The 21,276-nt window shown below is 71.2% G+C and carries 18 protein-coding genes; 13 read left to right on the top strand and 5 right to left on the bottom strand.

Features of this window, described 5'->3' with window-relative positions; all coding sequences use genetic code 11:
• Positions 1-6 precede the first annotated feature (6 nt).
• The 3 genes from coaE to NMN56_RS14625 all read left to right on the top strand — a co-directional run bounded on the left by coaE (position 7) and on the right by NMN56_RS14625 (position 1,606).
• Complete coding sequence (gene coaE, locus NMN56_RS14635) at positions 7-594, top strand: dephospho-CoA kinase (protein ID WP_274044733.1); 588 nt, start codon at positions 7-9, stop codon at positions 592-594.
• 251 nt (positions 595-845) lie between these two features.
• Complete coding sequence (locus NMN56_RS14630) at positions 846-1,238, top strand: tetratricopeptide repeat protein (RefSeq protein ID WP_274044732.1); 393 nt, start codon at positions 846-848, stop codon at positions 1,236-1,238.
• Between the two features lie 113 nt (positions 1,239-1,351).
• Positions 1,352-1,606, top strand: coding sequence for a hypothetical protein (locus NMN56_RS14625; protein ID WP_274044731.1), 255 nt, complete (start codon positions 1,352-1,354; stop codon positions 1,604-1,606).
• A gap of 286 nt (positions 1,607-1,892) precedes the next feature.
• Here the strand turns inward: NMN56_RS14625 and NMN56_RS14615 are convergent, their stop codons facing one another.
• Positions 1,893-2,480, bottom strand: coding sequence for an HAD domain-containing protein (locus tag NMN56_RS14615; protein ID WP_274044730.1), 588 nt, complete (start codon positions 2,478-2,480; stop codon positions 1,893-1,895).
• Positions 2,481-2,544: 64 nt separating this feature from the next.
• Here NMN56_RS14615 and NMN56_RS14610 point away from each other — a divergent pair, with 64 nt between their 5' ends.
• The 6 genes from NMN56_RS14610 to NMN56_RS14585 all read left to right on the top strand — a co-directional run bounded on the left by NMN56_RS14610 (position 2,545) and on the right by NMN56_RS14585 (position 12,114).
• Positions 2,545-2,928, top strand: a complete 384-nt coding sequence (locus NMN56_RS14610) for a hypothetical protein (RefSeq protein ID WP_274044729.1) — start codon at positions 2,545-2,547, stop codon at positions 2,926-2,928.
• Between the two features lie 495 nt (positions 2,929-3,423).
• On the top strand, positions 3,424-6,348 hold the full coding sequence (locus tag NMN56_RS14605) for a DEAD/DEAH box helicase (protein WP_274044728.1): 2,925 nt from the start codon (positions 3,424-3,426) through the stop codon (positions 6,346-6,348).
• Positions 6,345-7,880 carry an SWIM zinc finger family protein gene (locus NMN56_RS14600; RefSeq protein WP_274044727.1) on the top strand — a complete coding sequence of 512 codons (1,536 nt, stop codon included), beginning with the start codon at positions 6,345-6,347 and terminating at the stop codon, positions 7,878-7,880. Before NMN56_RS14605 ends, NMN56_RS14600 begins: the two co-directional genes overlap by 4 nt.
• A 146-nt stretch (positions 7,881-8,026) precedes the next feature.
• Positions 8,027-8,845, top strand: a complete 819-nt coding sequence (locus tag NMN56_RS14595) for a hypothetical protein (protein ID WP_274044726.1) — start codon at positions 8,027-8,029, stop codon at positions 8,843-8,845.
• Positions 8,846-8,996: 151 nt separating this feature from the next.
• On the top strand, positions 8,997-10,064 hold the full coding sequence (locus NMN56_RS14590; protein WP_274044725.1) for a hypothetical protein: 1,068 nt from the start codon (positions 8,997-8,999) through the stop codon (positions 10,062-10,064).
• 673 nt (positions 10,065-10,737) lie between these two features.
• Complete coding sequence (locus tag NMN56_RS14585) at positions 10,738-12,114, top strand: tetratricopeptide repeat protein (protein WP_274044724.1); 1,377 nt, start codon at positions 10,738-10,740, stop codon at positions 12,112-12,114.
• Between the two features lie 269 nt (positions 12,115-12,383).
• Here the strand turns inward: NMN56_RS14585 and NMN56_RS14580 are convergent, their stop codons facing one another.
• On the bottom strand, positions 12,384-13,202 hold the full coding sequence (locus NMN56_RS14580) for a class I SAM-dependent methyltransferase (protein WP_274044723.1): 819 nt from the start codon (positions 13,200-13,202) through the stop codon (positions 12,384-12,386).
• A gap of 157 nt (positions 13,203-13,359) precedes the next feature.
• On the opposite strand from NMN56_RS14580, the gene NMN56_RS14575 reads away from it, so the two are divergent.
• From NMN56_RS14575 to NMN56_RS14565, 3 genes are all read left to right on the top strand, one after another.
• Positions 13,360-13,857 (top strand): type II toxin-antitoxin system PemK/MazF family toxin, encoded by a 498-nt coding sequence (locus NMN56_RS14575; protein ID WP_274044722.1) that lies wholly within the window; start codon positions 13,360-13,362, stop codon positions 13,855-13,857.
• Between the two features lie 302 nt (positions 13,858-14,159).
• Positions 14,160-14,987 carry an MHYT domain-containing protein gene (locus NMN56_RS14570; RefSeq protein ID WP_274044721.1) on the top strand — a complete coding sequence of 276 codons (828 nt, stop codon included), beginning with the start codon at positions 14,160-14,162 and terminating at the stop codon, positions 14,985-14,987.
• A 63-nt stretch (positions 14,988-15,050) separates the two neighbouring features.
• On the top strand, positions 15,051-15,833 hold the full coding sequence (locus tag NMN56_RS14565; RefSeq protein ID WP_274044720.1) for a PIG-L deacetylase family protein: 783 nt from the start codon (positions 15,051-15,053) through the stop codon (positions 15,831-15,833).
• Between the two features lie 30 nt (positions 15,834-15,863).
• Here the strand turns inward: NMN56_RS14565 and NMN56_RS14560 are convergent, their stop codons facing one another.
• The 3 genes from NMN56_RS14560 to NMN56_RS14550 all read right to left on the bottom strand — a co-directional run bounded on the left by NMN56_RS14560 (position 15,864) and on the right by NMN56_RS14550 (position 18,916).
• On the bottom strand, positions 15,864-17,177 hold the full coding sequence (locus NMN56_RS14560; RefSeq protein ID WP_430542571.1) for an MFS transporter: 1,314 nt from the start codon (positions 17,175-17,177) through the stop codon (positions 15,864-15,866).
• A 92-nt stretch (positions 17,178-17,269) separates the two neighbouring features.
• Positions 17,270-17,854 (bottom strand): methylated-DNA--[protein]-cysteine S-methyltransferase, encoded by a 585-nt coding sequence (locus NMN56_RS14555; protein WP_274044719.1) that lies wholly within the window; start codon positions 17,852-17,854, stop codon positions 17,270-17,272.
• Positions 17,855-18,007: 153 nt separating this feature from the next.
• Positions 18,008-18,916, bottom strand: a complete 909-nt coding sequence (locus tag NMN56_RS14550) for a glycerophosphodiester phosphodiesterase (RefSeq protein ID WP_274044718.1) — start codon at positions 18,914-18,916, stop codon at positions 18,008-18,010.
• A gap of 207 nt (positions 18,917-19,123) precedes the next feature.
• Here NMN56_RS14550 and uvrB point away from each other — a divergent pair, with 207 nt between their 5' ends.
• The gene (gene uvrB / locus NMN56_RS14545; RefSeq protein WP_274044717.1) at positions 19,124-21,253 is read left to right on the top strand and encodes an excinuclease ABC subunit UvrB; all 2,130 of its coding nucleotides are present in this window, start codon (positions 19,124-19,126) and stop codon (positions 21,251-21,253) included.
• Positions 21,254-21,276: the final 23 nt, after the last annotated feature.

Here is a 21,276-nt window from a genome sequence, read left to right as displayed (position 1 = left end):
GACCGCATGGTCAAGGTGGGTCTGACGGGCGGGATCGGCGCGGGCAAGAGTGAGGTCTCGCGGCTGTTCGCGGAGTACGGCGCGGTGATCATCGACGCGGACCGTATCTCCAGAGAGGTCGTGGAACCCGGTACTCCGGGCCTCGAAGCGGTCGTCGCCGAGTTCGGCGAGGAGATCCTCACCGCCGACGGCACGCTCGACCGGCAGCGCCTCGGCTCGCTCGTCTTCTCCGACACGGAGCGGCTGGCCGCGCTGAACGCGATCATCCACCCCCTCGTCGGCCGTCGCTCGGCCGAGCTGGAACGCGCCGCCGGAGAGGACGCGGTCGTGGTACACGACGTGCCCCTGTTGGTCGAGAACGGGCTCGCGCCGCTGTACGACATGGTCGTCATCGTGGACGCCTCTCCCGAAACCCAGCTCGACCGGCTCGTACGGCTGCGCGGCATGGACGAGGGCGAGGCCCGCGCCCGTATGGCGGCGCAGGCGACCCGCGAGGAACGCCTCGCGGTGGCCGATGCCGTGATCGACAACGACGGGCCGCTGGAGGAACTGGAGCCCCAGGTCCGCAAGGTGTGGGAGCGGTTGCGGCCGTGAGTGCCGCCCGTCCGATCGGCGGCTGAATACGGGAACGCGGGAACTCCGGAACGCGGGCATCGGTATGCGGGAATGCGGGCCCGGCATGCGGGTCCGGCGCATGGGGATGCGGGCCGGGAGTACGGAAGGCGGACACCCGGCGCACGGAAATACGGACCGGGAACGCGGGAATTCGGGCCGGCATACGGGAATGCGGAGGGCCCGCTTTTGGTTGTGCTGTGCGCCAGCACCCGAAGGAGAGGGCAAGTCCCGTGACCAGCCCCGAGACGAACATCATCCAGTTCCGCGCCGCGGAGCAGCTGCTGGACGCGCGTGACCCGCGCGGTGCGGTCAACCTCCTGGACGGCGTCATCGAAGACCACCCCGAGCACACGGCGGCCCGGCTGCTGCGGGCGCGTGCGTACTTCCTGGAGGCCCGGCTGTCCTCGGCCGAGCAGGAGTTCCAGTGGGTCCTGGAGCGCGAGCCGGACAACGCGTTCGCGCACTTCGCCTTGGCGCGCACCCTCCAGCGGGGCTCCCGCGCCGAGGAGGCACGCCGCCACTTCAAGCTGGCGGCTGCGCTCGATCCGCGCCCCGACTTCGTCGAGGCGGCCGGCTTCGAGAGCTACGAGCCGGAGCCCGGCACGGAAGACCTCGGTAACTGACGCTCAGCCGGTGAGCGTCAGCAACTGACGCTCAGTCGATGCGCGTCGACAACTGACCCTCAGCCGATGCGCGTCGACAACTGCTACTCAACCCATGAGCGTCAGCAGCCGACATGTGGACGCTGGGCACCGGCGACCGCGCCACCCAGCCCAAGAGAGCCGCCGAGCGGCTCTCAGCCCGTGAACGAAGGTCCGGAGCGCTTCCCCGCCCCGGGCCTTCGCTCTGCGAGCGCACTGACGAGTACCGCGCCGAGCACGAGGAGCCCGGCGCCGTACGGCAGACAGGCGAAGCCGGCCTGGAGCGGGGCGTAGCCGAGCACCGACTGGAGAGGGACCATCAGCGGAAGGCCATCGAGCGCGACCCGTGAGGCGCTACTGCGCGGGCTCTACTTCCGCCCCGACAGGTGCGCACTGGACTGGACGGAGCCCACCCCCGCCGCGGTTGACGGGCTCGTGGCCCAGCTGATCGCGCACCTTGGCCGTGAGGACCTCGCCGCGGACGCACGGCTGCGTGCCGAGGCGGCCCCTGCGGGGTGCTACTTGCATGTCATTTACGGGGCCGGCGAGAGCAGGGGAAGCCGCGATCCGCAGGGCAGACGCGCCTGCAAGGTGAAGCGCTCAGGCGCCTCGGCTCCAACGAGCCGGCTAGTGGATCTAGTGGCCGGCCGCCCAGCGGGCGAGGGCGGTGAAGTCGCCGGTGCGCAGCCCGAGTCGGGGATCGACCTGGTGCAGCAGGGCGGGGCCCGGGTGGCGGGCGGAGACGAATCGGCGTTCTGTACGGGTGATCGCGTCGTCCACCCAGGCGAACGGGCGTCCCTCCGACCACGCCACAAGGCGGCGCGTCTTCCACAGCAACCCGTCCAGTTCGGGCTCCAGTTCGGGTCGGCCCATGTCGGGCCACTCGATCACGGGCAGCCGGGGCAGCCCGATCAGCGGCCCTATGCAGGTGTTCGCGTCGGCGCCCCACGCCGTAGCCCATACCAAGTCGAAGCCCAGGCGCAGAAGTTCGGCGCCGTGCGCCGGGTTGAGCCGTACACGTACCGGCTTCGCCGTCCTGCCCCCGGCTGCCAGCCGGGCCGCGTAGGCAGGAGGAGTCAGGTGGTGGGTGCGGTAACCGCGCATGCGGGGATTCAGGCGCGGATCGAGGCGCGCGGCGAAGGGGTTGAGGGGCCCGTCCACGTCGAGGAACAGAAGGGGGCGACCCGCCTTGCCGCGCCTGCCGTGCCGGAGGTTCGGCTTCATGGCGCGTGACGGTACCCCGGCGGCACCCTGGCGGGTGTCAGCGGGCCCATCTACCGTATGCGGCATGGATGTTGACGCCGCGCTCGCCCTCACGACCGCCGCCGCCTCGGCCGCCGCCGGCGGCGCCGCCACGGCAGCGGGCGAGTCCGCCTGGCAGTCCCTCATCGCGCTCACCCGCCGCCTCACGGGCCGCGGCACCGAGGACGGCCCGCCCGTCACCGTCGACCCGGGCGACGAGGAGGGCGTACGCGTACTGGTGGGCCGCCTCGACGAACGGGCCCGCAGTGACGAGGAGTTCGCCACCCAACTGTGCGACTGGGCCGAGACCCACAGCGCCGACCTGCGCGTGGACAGGTCCGTGGTCCACAACACCGTCGCCGAGGGCGCCCGGATCTCCGGCCCGGTCATCCAGGCCCGCGACATCCACGGCGGCATTCACCTCCGGTAGGTCACGCGAGAGGGCTCGCCGAGAGGGTCCGCGTGATTGCCCGTGAGGCGCACAGAGGCAGTGATCGCCCGTGAGGCGTATAGAGGCGTGAGAGACGCGCCCCCACGCGTCGGCCCGTACGGTCCCGCCCTGGGGCGTTGACGCCGAGCGCCTCGCCCGGGCTGAGACGGTTCAGCCGGCCTGGACCTGCTCCTCCGTCCTGTCCTTCTCCGTCCCGTCCTTCTCCACCTCGTCCCCTCCGTCCCCTCTCTCCCCAGTACGGCGGCCTTCAGCGCCGCGCGACGGCGCTGACCGGCGTGTGTGGTCCGCCCAAGGTGGGCCGTCGTCTCTGGCAGGAGCAGGAGCCATGGCGTGGTGGTGCGGTGGCGCGGTGGCGGGCCCGTGGGTGAGCGCCGGGGCCGAGGATTTCCGGGGTTGTCAGTGGTCGCTTCTAGACTCGCGAGTGGGTTGGGGGTGTGGGTGGTCTGTCGGTGAGTGAGGGAAGTGGTGGCGCGGATGGGGCCGGGGAGTGGGGGCCTGGGGGCGTGTGCTGCCGTGTTCGTGCCGGGGGAGGTGCCGCGGGAGGGCGAGGTGGTGTTCTGGCGGCCCGGGGGAGGCGCGCTGCCGGAGGGTGTGGGCAGGGAGCGGGAGCTGACCGTTGTCCGTCCGCACGGGCGCGGGGTGCGGCGGCAGGTGGTGGCCGCGCGCGCGTTGTCCGTGGGGGAGGCGTTGCCCGTGCTCGTGCGGGCACGGGCGGACCGGGGCGCGCATCCGGCAGCGGCCTGCTGGGGTGCCGCGGCGTTGCACGGGCTGCGGCTGGTCGCGCGTGGACGGCTGGTGCCCGGATTGGGCGCCGGGGACGTGGACGTATGGCGGGCGGGGCCGCTGGACAGCGAGGACGCTGAGCATGTGCGTTCCGTCGCCGCCGCGATGCCGGGTGAGGCGCATGCGGTGGTGCCGGGCGGGACGGAGACCGGACGGGGCGGTGCGCTCCGGGTGCCGGAGCCCGAGGCGCTGGTGCGGGCGTTCCTGGATGCGGTGGCCGACACGTTGCCCCGCACGCCCGCTGCGCCGCTGGCCGCGGGTGCGCCCTTCGCGGCGCGGGAGCGGCAGCCGCTTGCCGGGCGTTTCCCGCGCGTACGGGAGTGGGCGACCGAGGTGGCGGCGGGGCTGGACTCCGGGGTGCGGATCTCGCTGCGGCTGGACCTCTCGGCGCGCGAGCTGTTCGACGGCGGGACGGCGGAGGAGCGCCCGGAGGGCGAGGGCGACGAGGAGAGGTCTGTCGCGGCTGCCGTTGTCCAGGCGACCAGCCTGTCGGACGCGACCATGGTTGCCGACGTCGGGCAGCTGTGGCGGGGCGAGGCGGAGCACCTGGGGCCGCGCGCCAAGGTCGACACGGTGCTGGCGATCCGCCGCGCCGCGCGGGTGTGGGCACCCCTGGGGCGGCTGCTGGAGCGGCCCGTTCCGGATGTGCTGCCGCTGACGGAGGACGAGCTGAACGACCTGCTCGGCAGGGCGGCGCGGAAGCTGGCCGATGCCGATGTCGCCGTGCACTGGCCGCGCACGCTGGCGCGGGAGCTGACGGCGACGGCCGTCGTGGGGTCGCGGTCGCACGCGCCAGGCTCGTCGGCCGACGGCTTCGGCTTCTTCAAGGAGGAGTCGCTGCTGGAGTTCCGCTGGCAGGTGGCGCTCGACGGCGACCCGCTCACCGAGGGCGAGATGGACGAGCTGGCCGAGGCACACCGGCCCCTGGTGCGGCTGCGCGACGAGTGGGTGCTGGTCGACCCCGAGCTGGTGCGCAAGGCGCGCAAGCGGCACCTTGGCCTGCTCTCACCGGGCGACGCGCTCGCCGTGGCGCTGACCGGCGAGGCCGAGGTGGACGGCGAGCAGGTCGAGGCCGTCCCCGTGGGCGCGCTCGCGGCGCTCAGGGAGCGGCTGCACGTCGAGGCGGAGGGCGCGGAGGGGAGCGCGGGGGCGGAGCTCCCCCCTGAGGGGCTCCGTGCCGAGCTGCGCGGCTATCAGTCACGGGGACTGGCCTGGCTCGACAAAATGGCCTCGCTCGGTCTCGGCGGCTGCCTCGCCGACGACATGGGGCTGGGCAAGACGGTCACGCTCATCGCGCTCCATCTGCGCCGTGCGGAACGTGCACGGAGCGAGGGCGTACGGACGGCGCCGACGCTGGTGGTCTGCCCGGCCTCGCTGCTGGGCAACTGGCAGCGGGAGATCACCCGGTTCGCGCCGGGCGTCCCCGTGCGCCGTTTCCACGGCAGCGGGCGCAGCCTGGAGGGCGTGGAGCCGGACGCGCATGACGCCGGGTTCGTGCTCACCACCTACGGCACCATGCGCACCAGCGCGGGCCAACTCGCCTCGCACGAGTGGGGGTTGGCCGTCGCCGACGAGGCCCAGCACGTGAAGAACCCGCACTCCGCGACGGCAAGAGCGCTGCGCACCATCGGCTCGTCGGCACGTGTCGCGCTCACCGGCACACCCGTGGAGAACAACCTCTCCGAACTGTGGGCGCTCCTCGACTGGACGACGCCCGGACTGCTCGGCCCCCTCAAGACGTTCAGGGCGCGGCACGCACGGGCCGTCGAGGGCGGCGAGGACCCCGAGGCGACCGGGAGGCTGGCGCGGCTCGTACGGCCGTTCCTGCTGCGCCGTAAGAAGTCCGACCCCGGTATCGTCCCGGAGCTGCCGCCGAAGACGGAGACCGACCATCCGGCTCCGCTGCGCAGGGAACAGGCGGCGCTCTATCAGGCGGTGGTGCGCGAGACGCTCGCCAGGATCGAGGCGGCTGAGGGCATCGAGCGGCGCGGCCTCGTGATGAAGCTGCTGACCGCGCTGAAGCAGATCTGCAACCACCCGGCCCAGTATCTGCGCGAGGACGCGCACGAGGTGTCCCGGCGCGGGGGCCGCTCCGGCAAGCTCGAACTCCTCGACGAACTACTGGAGACGATCCTCGCCGAGGACGGCTCGGTGCTGGTCTTCACGCAGTACGTCGCGATGGCGCGGCTCCTCGAACACCACCTGGCGGCACGCGGCATCCCCACGCAGCTTCTGCACGGCGGTACGCCTCTCGCGCAGCGCGAGGAGATGGTGGACCGCTTCCAGTCGGGAGAGGTCCCGGTCTTCCTGCTCTCCCTCAAGGCGGCGGGCACCGGGCTGAATCTCACCCGCGCGGGACACGTCGTCCACTACGACCGCTGGTGGAACCCGGCCGTCGAGGAGCAGGCCACCGACCGCGCCTACCGCATCGGCCAGACCCAGCCCGTACAGGTGCACCGACTGCTCACCGAGGGCACCGTGGAGGACCGTATCGCCCAACTGCTCGTGGCGAAGCGCCAGTTGGCCGACGCCGTACTGAGCGGAGGCGAGGCGGCGCTGACCGAGCTCACGAACGCCGAGCTGGCCGACCTCGTCTCCCTGCGGAGAGAGACATGAACGGGCCGGAGGACGGCGGGACGGGCGAGGTGAACGGGCCGGAGGACGGCGGGACGGGCGAGGTGAGCGGGCCGCAGGGCGCGGCGCTTACGGGGTGGGCTGCGGCGTGGGTGCGTGCGCTGGAGGAGTCCACCCGGGACACGGCGCGGCTGGCGCGCGGACGGACGTACGCGCGGGACGGGGGAGTCGACGCGATCAGGGTCAGGCCGGGGCGCGTCACCGGCTTCGTCCACGGCAGCAGACCGCGGCCCTACCGCGCGGAACTGCGGCTGCCCGTGCTGTCGGAGGACGCGTGGGACGCCTTCCTGGACACCGTCGCCGCACGGCCCGCGCATGTGGCCGCGCTGCTGGACGGCGAGCTGCCCGCAGCGGTCGCCGCCGAGGCGGAGGCCGCGGGTGTGCGGCTGCTCCCCGTCCGGGGCGAGTTCGTACCGGTCTGCTCCTGCCCGGACAGGGAGCGCCCCTGCAAGCATGCCGCCGCGCTCTGTTACGCGGCCGGACGCCTGCTGGACGACGATCCGTTCGTGCTGCTGCTGATCCGGGGCCGGGAGGAGAACGAACTCCTGGAGGAGCTGGTGCGGCGCAGCGCCCTCCTTGAGGCGGACGTTTCCCCGGGCGGCCCAGAACGTACCCGCCCGGGAGAACACCCTGGCCGGGGAGAGCGTACGGGCCAGCCCTCGGGCCAAGGGCGGGGCCAGGGCTCCGCTCTCGGTCCCGGTTCCGACGGCCCCAGCCATGACGGTGAGCCCAGTGACCCCCGTACCCATGGCCCCAGCTATCCCGGCAGCCCTGACGGCCCCGCCGACCCCGATGGCCCCATCGACACCATCGACCCCACCGATCCCACCGACCCCGGCGGGGGAGGAGGGGCGGCGGGTGCGCACCCGTGGCCTGCCGGCATGCCGACGGTTCCCGCACGTGAGTTCCTCGCGGCGGACGTACGTCCGCCGCTCCCCGCACCGCTGCCCGAGCCGGAGGCTCCGGGCGAGCCAGGGCCGTACCCCGACATACCTGGCAGCCCCGGTCCCGACGCGCTCGCGTTCCTGGCGATGGACGCGGCGCAGCGCGCGTATGAGGCGTTCATCGCGGACGGTGACCCGCTGCCGGGCCTGTCCGTGTGGCACGACACGATCCGCCTCGCGGCCACGCACCCGCACCTCACGGGCCGCCGGGCCCTGTCCCCGCTCTTCTCAGGGCTGGCCAGAACGGCGGGGCACACCGCGCCCGAGCTGACCCGCGCCGCGGCTGCCTGGCGCCAGGGCGGAATGACGGGGCTCTCGGTTCTCGACGAGCCGTGGGACCCGCCGGCGGGCGACTTCGACCGGGCCCGCAGCATCCTCGCGGCTGCGGGGCTGTTCATGAACATCCGTCGCAACCACCTCACTCACCCCACCCGTTACCTCCAGCTCCGCTACGGGCGGGACGGCCGCTGGTATCCGTACCGTTCGGACGGCGACGGCGCGGAATGGTGGCCCGAAGGGCCCGCGGCGGACGACCCGTTGACCGCGCTGTCCGGAGTGCAGGACGTATAGTCGCGCGGCCCTGTCCTTCGGGCAGGCGAAGCTCGCAGGGCCCGTGTGGTCTGTGGGGCCCGTCACTTCGGCATATGCATGACACCTTCGGCCGGTACGCTGCGCCGGACGTACGTCGGAGCAGCGCGGTGACGAGGAGCGGTCGGATGGCCTTTCGTAAGGCAACAATGAAGAAGCAGGTGGCCGAGGCCCTTGCTCAGCAGGCGCCGGGGGACCGGCCGTTGGTGTCCGTCATGACCGTCACAGGCCCGACTCCCTGGCTCAGCGTCGGATTCCTGGGCCTGATCGGTCAGTTCCTGATCAAGTACTACTTCATCACGGTCACCGACCAGGCCCTGCTGCTGCACCGTATGCACAGGTTCACGCAGCGCCCGAAGGAGATCGTGCACGCGATCCCCCGTGACCAGGCGCGCGCCCTCTTCGGTGAGATCCAGCTGAACCCGCTGTGGAGCTTCTTCCACATGGCACTGCCCGGCGAGGCCAAGCCTGTACGGGTGAACGTCCACCGCATGTGGCGCAACGAACTGGAGGAGTTGCTCGCCGTCGTCGGCGGCGCCCCCCAGCAGCAGATGCCGCCCCAGCAGATGGCCCAACAGCAGATGCCGCAGCAGGGGTACGCGCCCCCGCCCCAGCAGGGGTACGCGCCCCCGCCCCAGCAGGGGTACGCGCAGCAGCCCCAGCAGCCCCAGCAGGGCTACGCACCTCAGCCCCAGCAGGGCTACGCGCCCCAGCCGCAACAGGGCTACGCACAGCCCCCGCACCAGGGTCACGCGCCCCAGCAGGGCCACGCGCCGCAACCGCACCAGGGTTACGCACCCCAGCAGGGCTACGCGCCCCAGCCCGGTTACCAGCAGCCGCCCCAGCCCCCGCAGGGCGCACCGCAGCCCCCGCAGGACGCATCGCAGCAGCCTGGCGGGCCGTACTACGGCAACCCGGGCCAGCAGCAGGGCAATCCGTACGCCTGAGCAGGGCAGGGCAACTCGTACGCCCGGCCACTGCGGCCCGCTCGCCCCGACACGCAAGGTTCCCGCGAAGGGGAAATGCTGGATCCCGGTCCTGTGGTGCGTGATTCTGCGCAGACATCTCTGCTGAACGCGCGCCGAACGGGAATCCGGAATGCGAAAGCGAAACGCGTGGTACGCCGCGCTCGGTACGGCAGCACTGGCGGCCCCCCTGCTGTGTGCGCCGGGTGCGGCTGCCGGGCCGAGCGGGCCGAGTCACAATCAGCCCAACAACAATCCTGGTTTTCTCCAGGTCTACGACGCCAATGTCGAGAACTTCCCCACGAGTACCGAGAAATGCAAGGGCGACTGGGAGGACCTGCTTTTCTATATGCGCTCCCGGCGCTACAAACCGGACGTCTACACCGTTCAGCAGGTCGGCGGTCGGCGGCAGCTCGACGTGCTGCTGAAGAAGATGCGAAAGCATTTCGGCGAGACGTACGCCGGCGTCGTCGCGCAGCCGGCTCCCGCACCGGGCGGCGGTGCCTGCGGCAAGGAGAAGTCCCGTCAGACGAACGCCGTCATCTGGCGTACCTCGCGCCTCTCACTGAAACTCTCTGCGCCCTCACGGAACATCTGGCAGGTCCGCAGACAGCTCAGGAAGCAATGCGTGAACAACAGTCAGGCACGTACCGTTTCCGTGAAGGCGCTGCTTCGCGACAGGGTGACGGGAAAGAACGTCACGGCCGCGTCCTTCCACTGGCCTTCCAGAAGGTCGGGGGCCAGCGGAAAATGCGCCGTCGTGAACGCGGCCGAACTGAGCAGGGAAATCACGGAGGACGGCTACGGCAGGGCGCAGCTCTACCTGGCGGGCGGCGACACCAACTGGTCGACGCACCGCAAGAATTCCCCCGGAACGTGGACGGCCTGGTACCGCAGAGCGAATGGCGCCCTCGGCGGAGCACACCGTTTCCGCGACCCCGTGTATGCCGGGTGTGCGGCGGGCGGCGGGTCCGTCGCCAAATGCCTTGCGCAGAAATGGACGTTCACCGACGGCAGGAAACGCCGTATCGACGTCCTCCTGGCCCGCACCCCCAAGGGGACGCCGCCGCCCACCACCAGCGACGCCGTCGTACCCTCCTTCGATGAGGCCGACCAGGCGGCCCGCCGCTTCACGGGAAGTGACCGAACGGATCTCGACTACTCCGACCACCGCGCCGTCGGAGCCCGAATTCACTACTGACACAAGCGGAAGAATCACGCCGCTCCCCGTCGAAGCCGTCGTACGGTGGGCATCCAGCCGTGGCTGAGGGCGACTTGGGGTGAGAGGGGGGCGGGCTTGTGCATACGGGCCGGAACAGGGGAGGCGGTGGCGTGAGTTGCGGTGGCGACCAGTTCCCCGGTACCGCTTCTCCCGGCCCGTCCACCCCAACCCGCGACGTCCACGGAGTCGTCAACGGTGTCGTCCACGGACAGGTGTACGCCCGCTCGGGCTCCCGTCCGGTGACGGGGCGTTCGGGGGCCGGACCGGACATCTCGCACCTCGCGCCGCGCACACGGAGCGCGGGCGGCGAGGGCGGCACGGGCGTCAGGGGTGTCAGCGAGGCGCTCGGCGGGTTCCGGTGTCCGCGTGCCACGGGCGTCGCAGAGACGTATCTTCCCGGGGCGCCTCACACGGTGGACGAACCCGGGGCGCCTCACACGGTGGACGAACCCGGGGCGCCTCACACCGTGGACGAACACCGCCTTCCCCGACCGTACGGCCGGGGAGACAGAGCGTGCGGCGGACTGCCCGCCGCACTCCAGGCCGCCGTCGGACGGCCAGGTCCCGCCCGGGACGGCTCGCCACCGAACCCGCCGGCGAGCGGCGCCACTTGGCGGCGCTCCCGGCACCACCTACGCAGGGGGATCGCACCGTGTCCGCAGTTTTCACCGTCGCGTATTCGGGTCTCACGGCAGAGGAGGCCCGGCTGTACCGCCTGCTCGGACTGTTCCCAGGGCGGAGTGTCGACATCGGCACCGCCGTCTGCGTCGCGGGAGTCGACCCGCAGACAGCGGACGACCTCCTCTTCGCGCTGGAGGAGGCCGCGCTCCTGGAGTGGGGCGAGGAGGACGGCCGCTACCGCTTCCATGACCTCGTACGCTCGCACGCACGTGAGCGCGCCATGGACGAGGAGAGCGAACACGAGCGCGACGCGGTGCTGGAGCGCTGCGTCGACTACTACGTCACAGGCGCCGCATTCGCCGACCTCGCCGTGATGGGAGACCGGCTGCGCATCGGCGGCGAGGCCACCCGGCGTCCGCACGCCTACGACCCGTTCGAGGGCCCTGACCGCCGCCGCGCCGCCCTCGCCTGGCTCGCGGCCGAGCGCCACGAAGCGCTCGCCGTACTGCGTGCCGCGGCCGAAGACGGCGGCATGGAACACCAGGTGTGGCAGCTCGCCGAGTCCCTCACCGCGCTCTACCTCAACCACCGCCACCTCGACGACTGGCGCGTCTGCTGCGAGCTGGGCGCCGGCGCTGCGGCAGCCGACGGCAGGCCCGACGCCGAGGCCCTGCTGCGCGCCCTGCTGTCACGCCCACTGCTCGACCTCGGCGAGGACGCGCGTGCCCGCGAGGAACTCGACCTCGCGCTGGCACGCGCGGAGAAGACCGGCAACCTGCCGCTGCGTGCCTCGGTACGCGAGTTCGACGGGCGCTACTGGGACCGCCACGACGCCCAGCGGGCCATCGAGTCCTACGAGCGCTCGATCGAACTCAACGAGCAATTCGCACAGCGCGCAAGCGGAGAGCACGAAGGTGAAGGACACGGCGGCTCCGGTGAGCCGGATGAGGTCGCCGCCGAGTCCGCCGAGTCCGCCGAGTCCGGTGACCGGACAGGCGGTGTGCGGGGCATCGCCACGGCGCGTTTCTTCCTCGCCTGCGCTCTCGACGTGACGGGGCAGCACGACCGGGCGCTCGCCGAACTGCTTGGCGTCCACGAGCGCTTCCAGGAGCTGGACGACACACGGATGGCGGGCCGCGCCCTCGCGGCCCTCGGCCGCGTGCGTCAGTCGCTCGGTGAGCACGAGGCGGCGCGCGAGGCGTACGGGGAAGCCGTGCGGATGCTGCGCGAGACACAGTCCACGCACTACGAGGCACAGGCCCTGGAGGCATGGGCGACCCTGGACGAGCGCCAGAGCGAGCCGGAAGCGGCGCACGAACGGCTGCTGCGCGCCCTGGAGATCTACGAGGCGGGCGGCAGCCCCCGCGCGGAACAGCTGCGCGAACGGCTGGGTGCGGCGGAGGTCTGAACCACGCGCAGCCGACCGCCGCGTACGGGCCGGCCCCGGCCGGTCCCAAGGCGTGCGCCTGCCCCCTCTCCTGGCGTTCGCGGTGTTCCCGGCGTTCCCGGCGTTCTCGGTGTGCCAGGCGTGCCCTGTGTGCCCGGCGTTCGCGGTCCTCCCGACCTCGGGCGAGGCGTTGCCCTCGGCGGTAGCGGCGGTATTGGCGGTACCGGCGTGATCAGCGGTATCGGCGTTCCCGGCCTCCGGCGCCTCCGGCGAAGGGCTCGGCCCCGGCCTCATGGCGAGGGGCTGGGCGGGGCCGTGACGCGGATCTTGCACTGTCTGTGGGGGAGCGCGTCCCAGTCGTCCATGGGGGCCGCGGTGAGGCCCTTGTTCTCGGCGAGGGCGATGAGGGTGGCGGGGCGGTAGTAGAAGTCCTCGTGCAGGACGTGGTGTTCCTCGTCGTCGGTCCTGTTGTACGTGAAGTCGAGGAAGCCACCCGGTTTGAGGACGCGGGGGATATGAGTGAGGCACTCGTCGATCACGTGCAGGGGCGAGTGCGAGAAGACACTGTGCGCGTGCGCCATGTCGAAGTGGCCCTCGGGGAGGTGTGCGAGGCCCATGTCCTCCACCAGTGAGAGGTGCGGCAGCTTGCCCTGGAGCCCGCGTGCGGCCAGCACGCGCTGTGCCGCGAGCAGGATGTCGGGGGAGATGTCGACGCCGTAGTAGTGGCCGGGCGCGAGGTAGTCGATGAACCGCCACCCCGCGCGCAGATTGCCGCACCCGATCTCCAGCAGATGGTGCGTCGGCAGCAGCCCGTGTGAGCGCAAGTAGCTGAACTGGAGCTCGCCCACCGCCTCCCAGCGCTCCTGGGAGGGCGTGCCGACGGCCGCGTTGGCGTCTTTGGACACGTCGGAGCGCATCACCGCGCGGTAGAACGCGATGTGGTCGCCGCCCGAGGCGCGCAGCAGTCGCCAGTCGCGGGTCAGGCGCCGCACGTACCGCAGGAGGCGGTCGGGATGCCGGGCCGCGTGCAGGAGCCGTTTTCGGCCAGAGGCACGGCGGCGTGTGCGGGGTCCGGGCCGGCCGTGGCGGGTGGAGGCGTCAGGAGGCATGGCGGTGCCTCACCTTCCGGATCGTTGCGGCAAGTCTGGTGCGGGGCAAGGGAGTTGGGGCCTGGAGGTCCGTGTCTCGCGCGCCCCGCCGGTTTCCCTACCTTCCCTTCCCGCAAGCGGAAGGTTCATGGGGAGGCCCGGGCGATAGCTTGAGGCCATGAGTCATGTGCGCGACGCATCCCTCGACGACAAGCAACCCCTCCGGCGCGCGGACGCCGCCACGGTGGACGAGTACGTCCCCGGCCGCTGTGGGAGCGGTGCGACCACGCAGGTGGAGCCCCGTTCGGTGGGGCAGGTCCACACCGTCTACGCGCCCGATCCTGACGGGGAGCCCGATCCCGGGGAGATCGTGTGGACGTGGGTGCCGTACGAGGAGAACGACGGCAGGGGCAAGGACAGGCCGGTGCTGATCGTCGCGCGCGAACGGGGCGGCACCGTGCTCGCCGTACAGCTCACCTCCAAGCGGCGGGGCGACGAGGAGTGGATGCCGCTCGGGTCGGGGCCGTGGGACAGGGAGGGGCGGGACTCGTGGGTGGGGCTCGGGCGGGTGCTGCGCGTGCACGGTGACGGCATGCGCCGCGAGGCGTGCGCGCTCGACCGTGCCCGCTTCAACGCCGTCACCGACCGGCTACGGCAGGTGTACGGCTGGCGTTGAGGGCCCCGGCGCTTTCCGCGACCGCCGGCGGCACCCCGGTGCCGCCTGAGCGCACACCCTTGCCGCGAAGGCGCCCGTACCGCCGCGGACACCCGCTGACGTCGCGGTTGTCGATCGCCCCCGCTGACGTCGTGCTGTATCTCGATGACATCCCTCCGATAACGCTCTGACATCCCCTTCGGCGAGCTTCGCCGAAGGGGTCACCTGTGGGGGGTTGTGTCCCTACGATGGGCCCGCGTTCGCACTTGTGCGCAAAATGTGACGGCTTTCCGACCACTGAGCGGCCGAGTCCAGGTCCTGGTATGGGGATGATGATGCAGAGCGCTGCCGGTGTGCCGGTTGACGGCTTTTCGTACGGGTTGATCACGCCGATCGCGGCGTACGTGGTGGCGTGCCTGGGGAGCGCGCTGGGGCTCAGGTGTACGGCGCGTGCGCTCAGCCTGAAGCGCTCGGAGCGGGCCGGCTGGCTGTTCCTCGGCTCGCTGGCCATCGGCACGGGCATCTTCACGATGCACTTCCTCGCGATGATGGGCTTCACGGCGCGGAACATCGAGATCCAGTACGACCTGCTGCTGACCTTCGCGAGCCTCGGTGTCGCCGTACTGGTCGTCGGGGTCGGCATCTTCCTCGTCGGTTACAAGGGACGCACCACGGCCGCGCTTCTCAGCGGCGGGGTCATCACGGGCCTCGGCGTCGCCGCGATGCACTACCTGGGCATGGCGAGCATGCGGATGCCGGGCAGCATCGAGTACGACGTGAAGATCGTGCTGCTCTCGATCGGCATCGCGGTGTTCGCCGCGACGGCTGCGCTCTGGTTCGCCATGTCGGTAAGGCTGGTCAGCGCCGCGATCGGCGCCGCGCTGATCATGGGTGTGGCCGTCAGCGGCATGCACTACACGGCGATGGAGGCGGTCGCCGTCCATGTCCACTCCGGAGCCGCACAGCAGGGCGGCACCTCCGCGATCTCCACCCTCACCCCCATCCTCATCGGGCCCGTACTGCTGCTGCTGTTCGTGGGGCTCTTCGTGAGCCTCGACCCGATGATGGAGCGCGACGGCAAACGGGAATGGGGCACCAGGCCGGGCGAGGGCAGCGGTGAGAAACTGGAATGGACGCCGTTCGAACGTTGATCCGGGAACGCGCCGACCGGGGTCTCCGGGCGACCGGCGCACGGACGAGGAGAGGTGAGGCGGATGGCCGGTACGGCTGACAGCGGGGAAACCCTGGGCGCCGAGCCGCAGTTGGCGGCGATGCCCGAGGACTGGCAGCGCGCGCTGGCCGTGGTCGCCCACCCCGACGACCTGGAGTACGGTGCCGCCTCCGCCGTCGCGGAGTGGGCGGCGCGGGGCAAGGAGATCACGTACCTGCTCGCGACCAGGGGAGAGGCGGGCATCGACAGCATGGAGCCGGCCGAGGCCGCGCGGGTGCGTGAGGCGGAAGAGCGCGCGAGCGCAGCCGCCGTGGGTGTCACGACCGTGGAGTTCCTCGACCACAGGGACGGCGTGATCGAGGAGGGCCTCGCGCTGCGCGGGGACATCGCCTCCGCGATCCGCAGGCACCGCCCCGAACTGGTCCTCACCATCAACCACCACGACAGCTGGGGCGCCGGACCAGGGAGCCCCCGTAACACCCCCGACCACCGCGCGGTCGGCCGCTCCACGCTGGACGCCGTCGGGGACGCGGGCAACAGGTGGATCTTCACGGAGCAGTTGGGCAAGGACGGCGTCGAACCCTGGGACGGCGTGCGCTGGGTCGCCGTCAACGCCTCGCACTCCGTGACGCACGCCGTCGCCATCGGCGAAGAGGCCGCGCGCAAGGGCCTCGCCTCGCTGATGGAGCACAGGGCCTACATCACCGGGCTCACGGACGAGGACCCCGAGGCGTACGCGCGCACGGTCGTGGACGGCGGCATGGAGATGTACGGCGCACGCTACGGGGGCCGCAGAGCCGTCGCCTTCGAACTGTTCCCCTGCTGAAACACCCCGCGTGCCCGCGCGGTTGGCGCGTCAGGCCGCTCGTGCGCTCCGCCGGCCCGGGAGCAGGGCCATCGCTGCCACGGGTATGAGCAGTGCCGCTGCCAGCGCGTTGAGCCAGCCGTAGCCGGCCTCGGCCACGACGAGGCCGGAGAGTACGCCGCCCACACCGGCGGCCGAGTTCATGATGAGGTCCGAGAGGCCCTGGACGGCGGCCCGTGCAGGCTGCGGCACCGAGTCGGTCAGCAGCGCCGAGCCCGAGACCAGCCCCGCCGACCAGCCGAGCCCCAGAAGGAAGAGCCCGGCGGCTGACTGCGCGTGGTTACCGTTCGACGTACCGGCCAGCGCGGTCGCGCAGGCGAGCAGCGCCACGCCCAGGAGGATCACGCTCAGCCTGCCGATACGGTCCGCGAGCCAGCCCATGACCGGCGAGAACGCGTACATGCCGGTGATGTGCCCGCTGATGACCAGGCCGATCAGCTCCAGCCCCGCGCCGTGGCCGCCCAGGTCGACCGGCGTCATCACCATCACCGAGACCATGACGGTGTGCGATCCGGCGATCGCGACGAGCGCCACGCGGGCCGAGGAGGACGCGGTGACAGCGGCCAGTCCGGCCCTCAACGACCGTTCGCCGCCCGTCTCTTCGCCCTTCGCACCGGCACCGGCGCGGGCCAGCGCCCGCGCGGTGAGCAGCGGGTCGGGGCGCAGCATGAGGTGGACCAGCAGCGCGGCCACCACGAAGACGCCCGTTCCCCACGCGAAGGGCCCGGCCGCCTCCGGGATGCCCAGCCCCGCGACGCTTCTGCCCGCCGGCGCGGCGACGTTGGGGCCGAGTACGGCGCCGATGGTCGTGGCCCATACGACGGTCGAGATGGCACGCCCGCGACGTGCGGGCTCCGCCAGGTCGGCGGCGGCGAACCGCGCCTGGAGGTTGGCCGAACTCCCCGCGCCGAACGCCGCCATGCCCACCAGGAGCAGCGGAAAGTTCTCCAGCGTCGCCGCCACCACCACGACGGTTCCGCCCACGGCCGCCACGGCGTACGCGACGGTCAGCCCCACGCGGCGGCCCCGCGCCGCCATCAGTGCGGCGAACGGCAGCGAGAGCAGTGCCGTGCCCACGACGGAGGACGTGGACGCGAGCCCCGCCACCGCCTCCGAGCCGCCGATCTCCGTTGCCAGCACGGCGGCCAGCGCGATGGCCGTGGCGACCCCGAGCCCGCCGAGTATCTGGCTCACCACCAGCGCCCACTGGACCCGCCGCCGTACGGCCTCCAGTCCCGCGCCCGCCGTGAGTTGCGCTATGTGTGCCTCGTCAGCACCGTCTCCGTGTACACCCGTGTCGCTCACGGCGGCAGTCTGGCATCGCGACCCACGGGCTCACCACGGGTAATCGGCTCGGAGCCGTTGTCCGGAACCGCTGTTCAGACGGTTCCGGCGGTTCAGAACAGCGGTTCGGGCAGCACTCCCTCCAGGCTGAGAAGGGTGCGCTTGGTCTCCAGACCGCCGCCGAAGCCGCCTATCGCACCGCTGGACTCCAGGACGCGATGGCAGGGAACGACGACGGGGAGTGGATTGGCGCCCATGGCGACGCCCACGGCGCGTGCCGCGCCCGGCTCGCCCACGCGGCGGGCGAGGTCCTGATAGCCGACCGTGGTGCCGTACGGGACCGAGGAGGCCAGCTCGCGCAGGACGCGGGCGTGGAAGCCGCCGGTGAGGGACCAGTCCAGGGGGACGGTGAACGGGCCGGGGACGCCGTCGAAGTAGCGGGCCAGTTCTTCCGTCGCGGCCGTCAGCGCCGCGGGAGGCTCCGGTGTCCCGGCGGCAGGCCGCGGGTCGGTGCCCAGGCGGCCGGCGAGCCGGGCGAGGGCCCGGTCGACGGTGTCCTCCCGTGCGTGGAAGACGACGTTGACCAGGCCCTCACCGGTCGCCGCGAGCAGCAGCGGTCCGACGGGTGTGTCCCTGACCGTCCAGGCGCAGACCGTCTCGTGTGCCGTGTCCACCGGCTCCACCGGCGTATCAGTCATGCGGGGAACCTTAGGGCGCCCCACTGACAGTGCCCCACCGGCAGCTCCCCACCGGCAGTGCGTGCCCACCGGCAGTGCGTGCCCACTTGGCAGCAGCCCTCCGCTGAGAGCTGCCGGCCGAGGCGGTCGTCGGGTGGGGTCAGGCGCGCGTGTTCACTTCGCGGTGGCGTCCCTGATGATGTCGGGCTTGTTGGAGATGATGCCGTCCACACCGGCGTCCGCGACCCGCTTGGCCGTCGAGGCGTCGTCCACGGTCCATGTGAAGACCTCCAGCGGACGGTGGCGCGGGCCCTTGACCGCGTGGATGGCGTCCACGTAGTCCTTGGTGACCGCGGCGTGCCGGGGGTTGATCTGGTCGGAGAACTTCGCGTAGGAGGCCAGTTCCTCCACCTTCGGATTGCCGAGGAAGCCGGTCTTCACCTGCGGCTTGTAGTCGTGCACCTTCTTGACCGTATCGGCGTTGAAGCTCTGGATGATGAGCTTGTTCCTGGTGTGCCGACGGTCGAGCCAGCCCTCACGGCGCAGTTCCTTGAGCGTCTGGCGCTCGATGCCGGGGTACAGCTCGGGCGCCTTCAACTCCAGCAGCAGCCGCTGCCCGTTGCGGCTGACGCGGTCGAGGTACTCCTTCTGCGTGGGCACCTTGGCGCCCTTGTACTCGGCGTCGAACCAGCTTCCCGCGTCCAGGGTCCTGATCTCCTTCGCGGTGAAGTCCGAGACCTTCCACGGTGCCCTGTCCGGGAAGCGCTGCTCGACGTCCGTCGTGCGGGAGAGCGTGGTGTCGTGGATGACGATCAGCTCGCCGTCCTTGGTGCGCTGCACGTCGTTTTCGACCCAGTCGATGCCGAGCCGGTCGGCCTTGTCGACGGCGGCGAGTGTGTTCTCCGGTGCGTAACCCGACGCTCCTCGGTGCGCCACGGGTACGGGGGAGCGATGGGGCGATCCGGCCCCGGCCTGTGCCGGCTGGTCGGCTGCCGCCGCGGTGGGCGCCGCGGTGAGGAAGAGCGCGCTCATACCCAGCAGCGCACCGGTGGTGCTCGCGGCGGCGGTCAGGCGTATCGACATGCGGAACTCCTCGCATCGGTTTGTGCACGGACTGTGTGGACAGTTCCCGATGCGCAATACAAGCAAGCGGGGACAAAGTGGCGCGGAGTTGAACGAGGGGCGTCCGGGGCGCTGACCTGCGACGGGACAAATTGGCACCTTCGTGCCAGGGCGGGATTGTTTGGGAGCGGACGCCCATTGTCAGTGCTGGGTCGTACGGTGGTTTGCATGCGGCCCAACACCGAGATCGAACGCAAGGTGGCGCCTTTCGAGGTCGTCAGCCCCTATACGCCCAGCGGCGACCAGCCGACCGCCATCGCCGAGCTGGCACAGCGCGTCAGCGCCGGCGAGAAGGACGTCGTGCTGCTCGGCGCGACCGGCACGGGCAAGTCGGCGACCACCGCGTGGATGATCGAGAAGCTCCAGCGTCCGACCCTGGTGATGGCTCCCAACAAGACACTCGCCGCCCAGCTCGCCAACGAGTTCCGCGAGCTGCTGCCCAACAACGCGGTCGAGTACTTCGTCTCGTACTACGACTACTACCAGCCCGAGGCGTACGTCCCGCAGACGGACACCTACATCGAGAAGGACTCCTCGATCAACGAGGAGGTGGAGCGACTCCGCCACAGCGCGACGAACTCGCTGCTCACACGCCGTGACGTGGTCGTCGTCGCCTCCGTCTCCTGCATCTACGGCCTGGGCACGCCCCAGGAGTACGTCGACCGCATGGTGCGTCTCAAGGTCGGCGAGGAGATCGACAGGGACACGCTGCTGCGCCGCTTCGTCGACATCCAGTACACGCGGAACGACATGGCCTTCACCCGGGGCACCTTCCGCGTACGCGGCGACACCATCGAGATCTTCCCCGTCTACGAGGAACTGGCCGTCCGCATCGAGATGTTCGGGGACGAGATCGAGGCGCTCTCGACGCTCCACCCGCTCACGGGCGAGGTCATCACCGACGACAGTGAGCTGTACGTCTTCCCGGCCTCCCACTACGTCGCGGGCCCCGAGCGCATGGAGCGCGCCATCAACGCCATCGAGGCGGAGCTGACCGAGCAGCTCGCCCATCTGGAGAAGCAGGGCAAGCTCCTGGAGGCCCAGCGGCTGCGGATGCGCACCACGTACGACATCGAGATGATGCGCCAGATCGGCACGGCCTCCGGCATCGAGAACTACTCGCGGCACATCGACGGCCGTGACCCGGGCACGGCGCCGCACACGCTGCTGGACTACTTCCCGGAAGACTTCCTGCTGGTCATCGACGAGTCGCACCAGACGGTGCCGCAGATCGGCGCCATGTACGAAGGCGACGCCGCGCGTAAGCGCACACTGATCGACCACGGCTTCCGGCTGCCCTCGGCGCTCGACAACCGCCCGCTGAAGTGGGAGGAGTTCCAGAAGCGGATCGACCAGACCGTGTATCTGTCCGCGACTCCGGGCCCCTACGAACTGTCGCGCGGTGACGGCTTCGTCGAGCAGGTCATCAGGCCGACCGGACTCATCGACCCCGAGGTCGTCGTCAAGCCGACCGAGGGCCAGATCGACGACCTCGTGCACGAGATCCGCGCCCGCGAGGAGCGCGACGAACGCGTCCTGGTCACCACGCTCACCAAGAAGATGGCCGAGGACCTCACCGACTACTTCGTCGAACTGGGTATCCAGGTCCGCTATCTGCACAGCGACGTGGACACTCTCCGCCGTATCGAGCTGCTGCGGGAGCTGCGCTCGGGCGAGTTCGACGTCCTGGTCGGCATCAACCTCCTGCGTGAGGGCCTCGACCTGCCCGAGGTCTCCCTGGTCGCGATCCTCGACGCGGACAAGGAGGGCTTCCTCCGCTCCGGCACCTCGCTGATCCAGACCATCGGCCGCGCGGCCCGTAACGTCTCGGGCCAGGTGCACATGTACGCCGACAAGATCACGCCGGGTATGGAACGGGCCATCGAGGAGACCAACAGGCGCCGTGAGAAGCAGGTCGCCTACAACGAGAAGCACGGCCTCGACCCGGAGCCGCTGCGCAAGAAGATCGGCGACATCGTCGCCGACATCGTCCGCGAAGAGGTCGACACCGAGACGCTGCTCGACACCGGATACCGGCAGCGGGACGAGACCGGAAAGGGCGGCAAGGGCAAGGCGGCCAAGGCGCCCACCCCGGGCAAGGGCAAGGGCAGGGGCACGCCGTCCGGCGAGCTGACCGACCGCCCGGCCGCCGAACTGGCCGAGACCATCGAGGAGTTGACCGAACGCATGCGCGCGGCAGCCGCCGAGCTGCAGTTCGAGGTCGCAGCGCGGCTGCGCGACGAGGTCGGCGACCTCAAGAAAGAGCTGCGTCAGATGAGGGAAGTCGGACTCAAGTAGCGCCTCCCGCCTGCGGAGTGTTG

This window comes from Streptomyces iconiensis (assembly GCF_028657195.3).
GTDB lineage: Bacteria > Actinomycetota > Actinomycetes > Streptomycetales > Streptomycetaceae > Streptomyces > Streptomyces iconiensis.
This window is presented reverse-complemented; position numbering and strand designations above follow the sequence as displayed.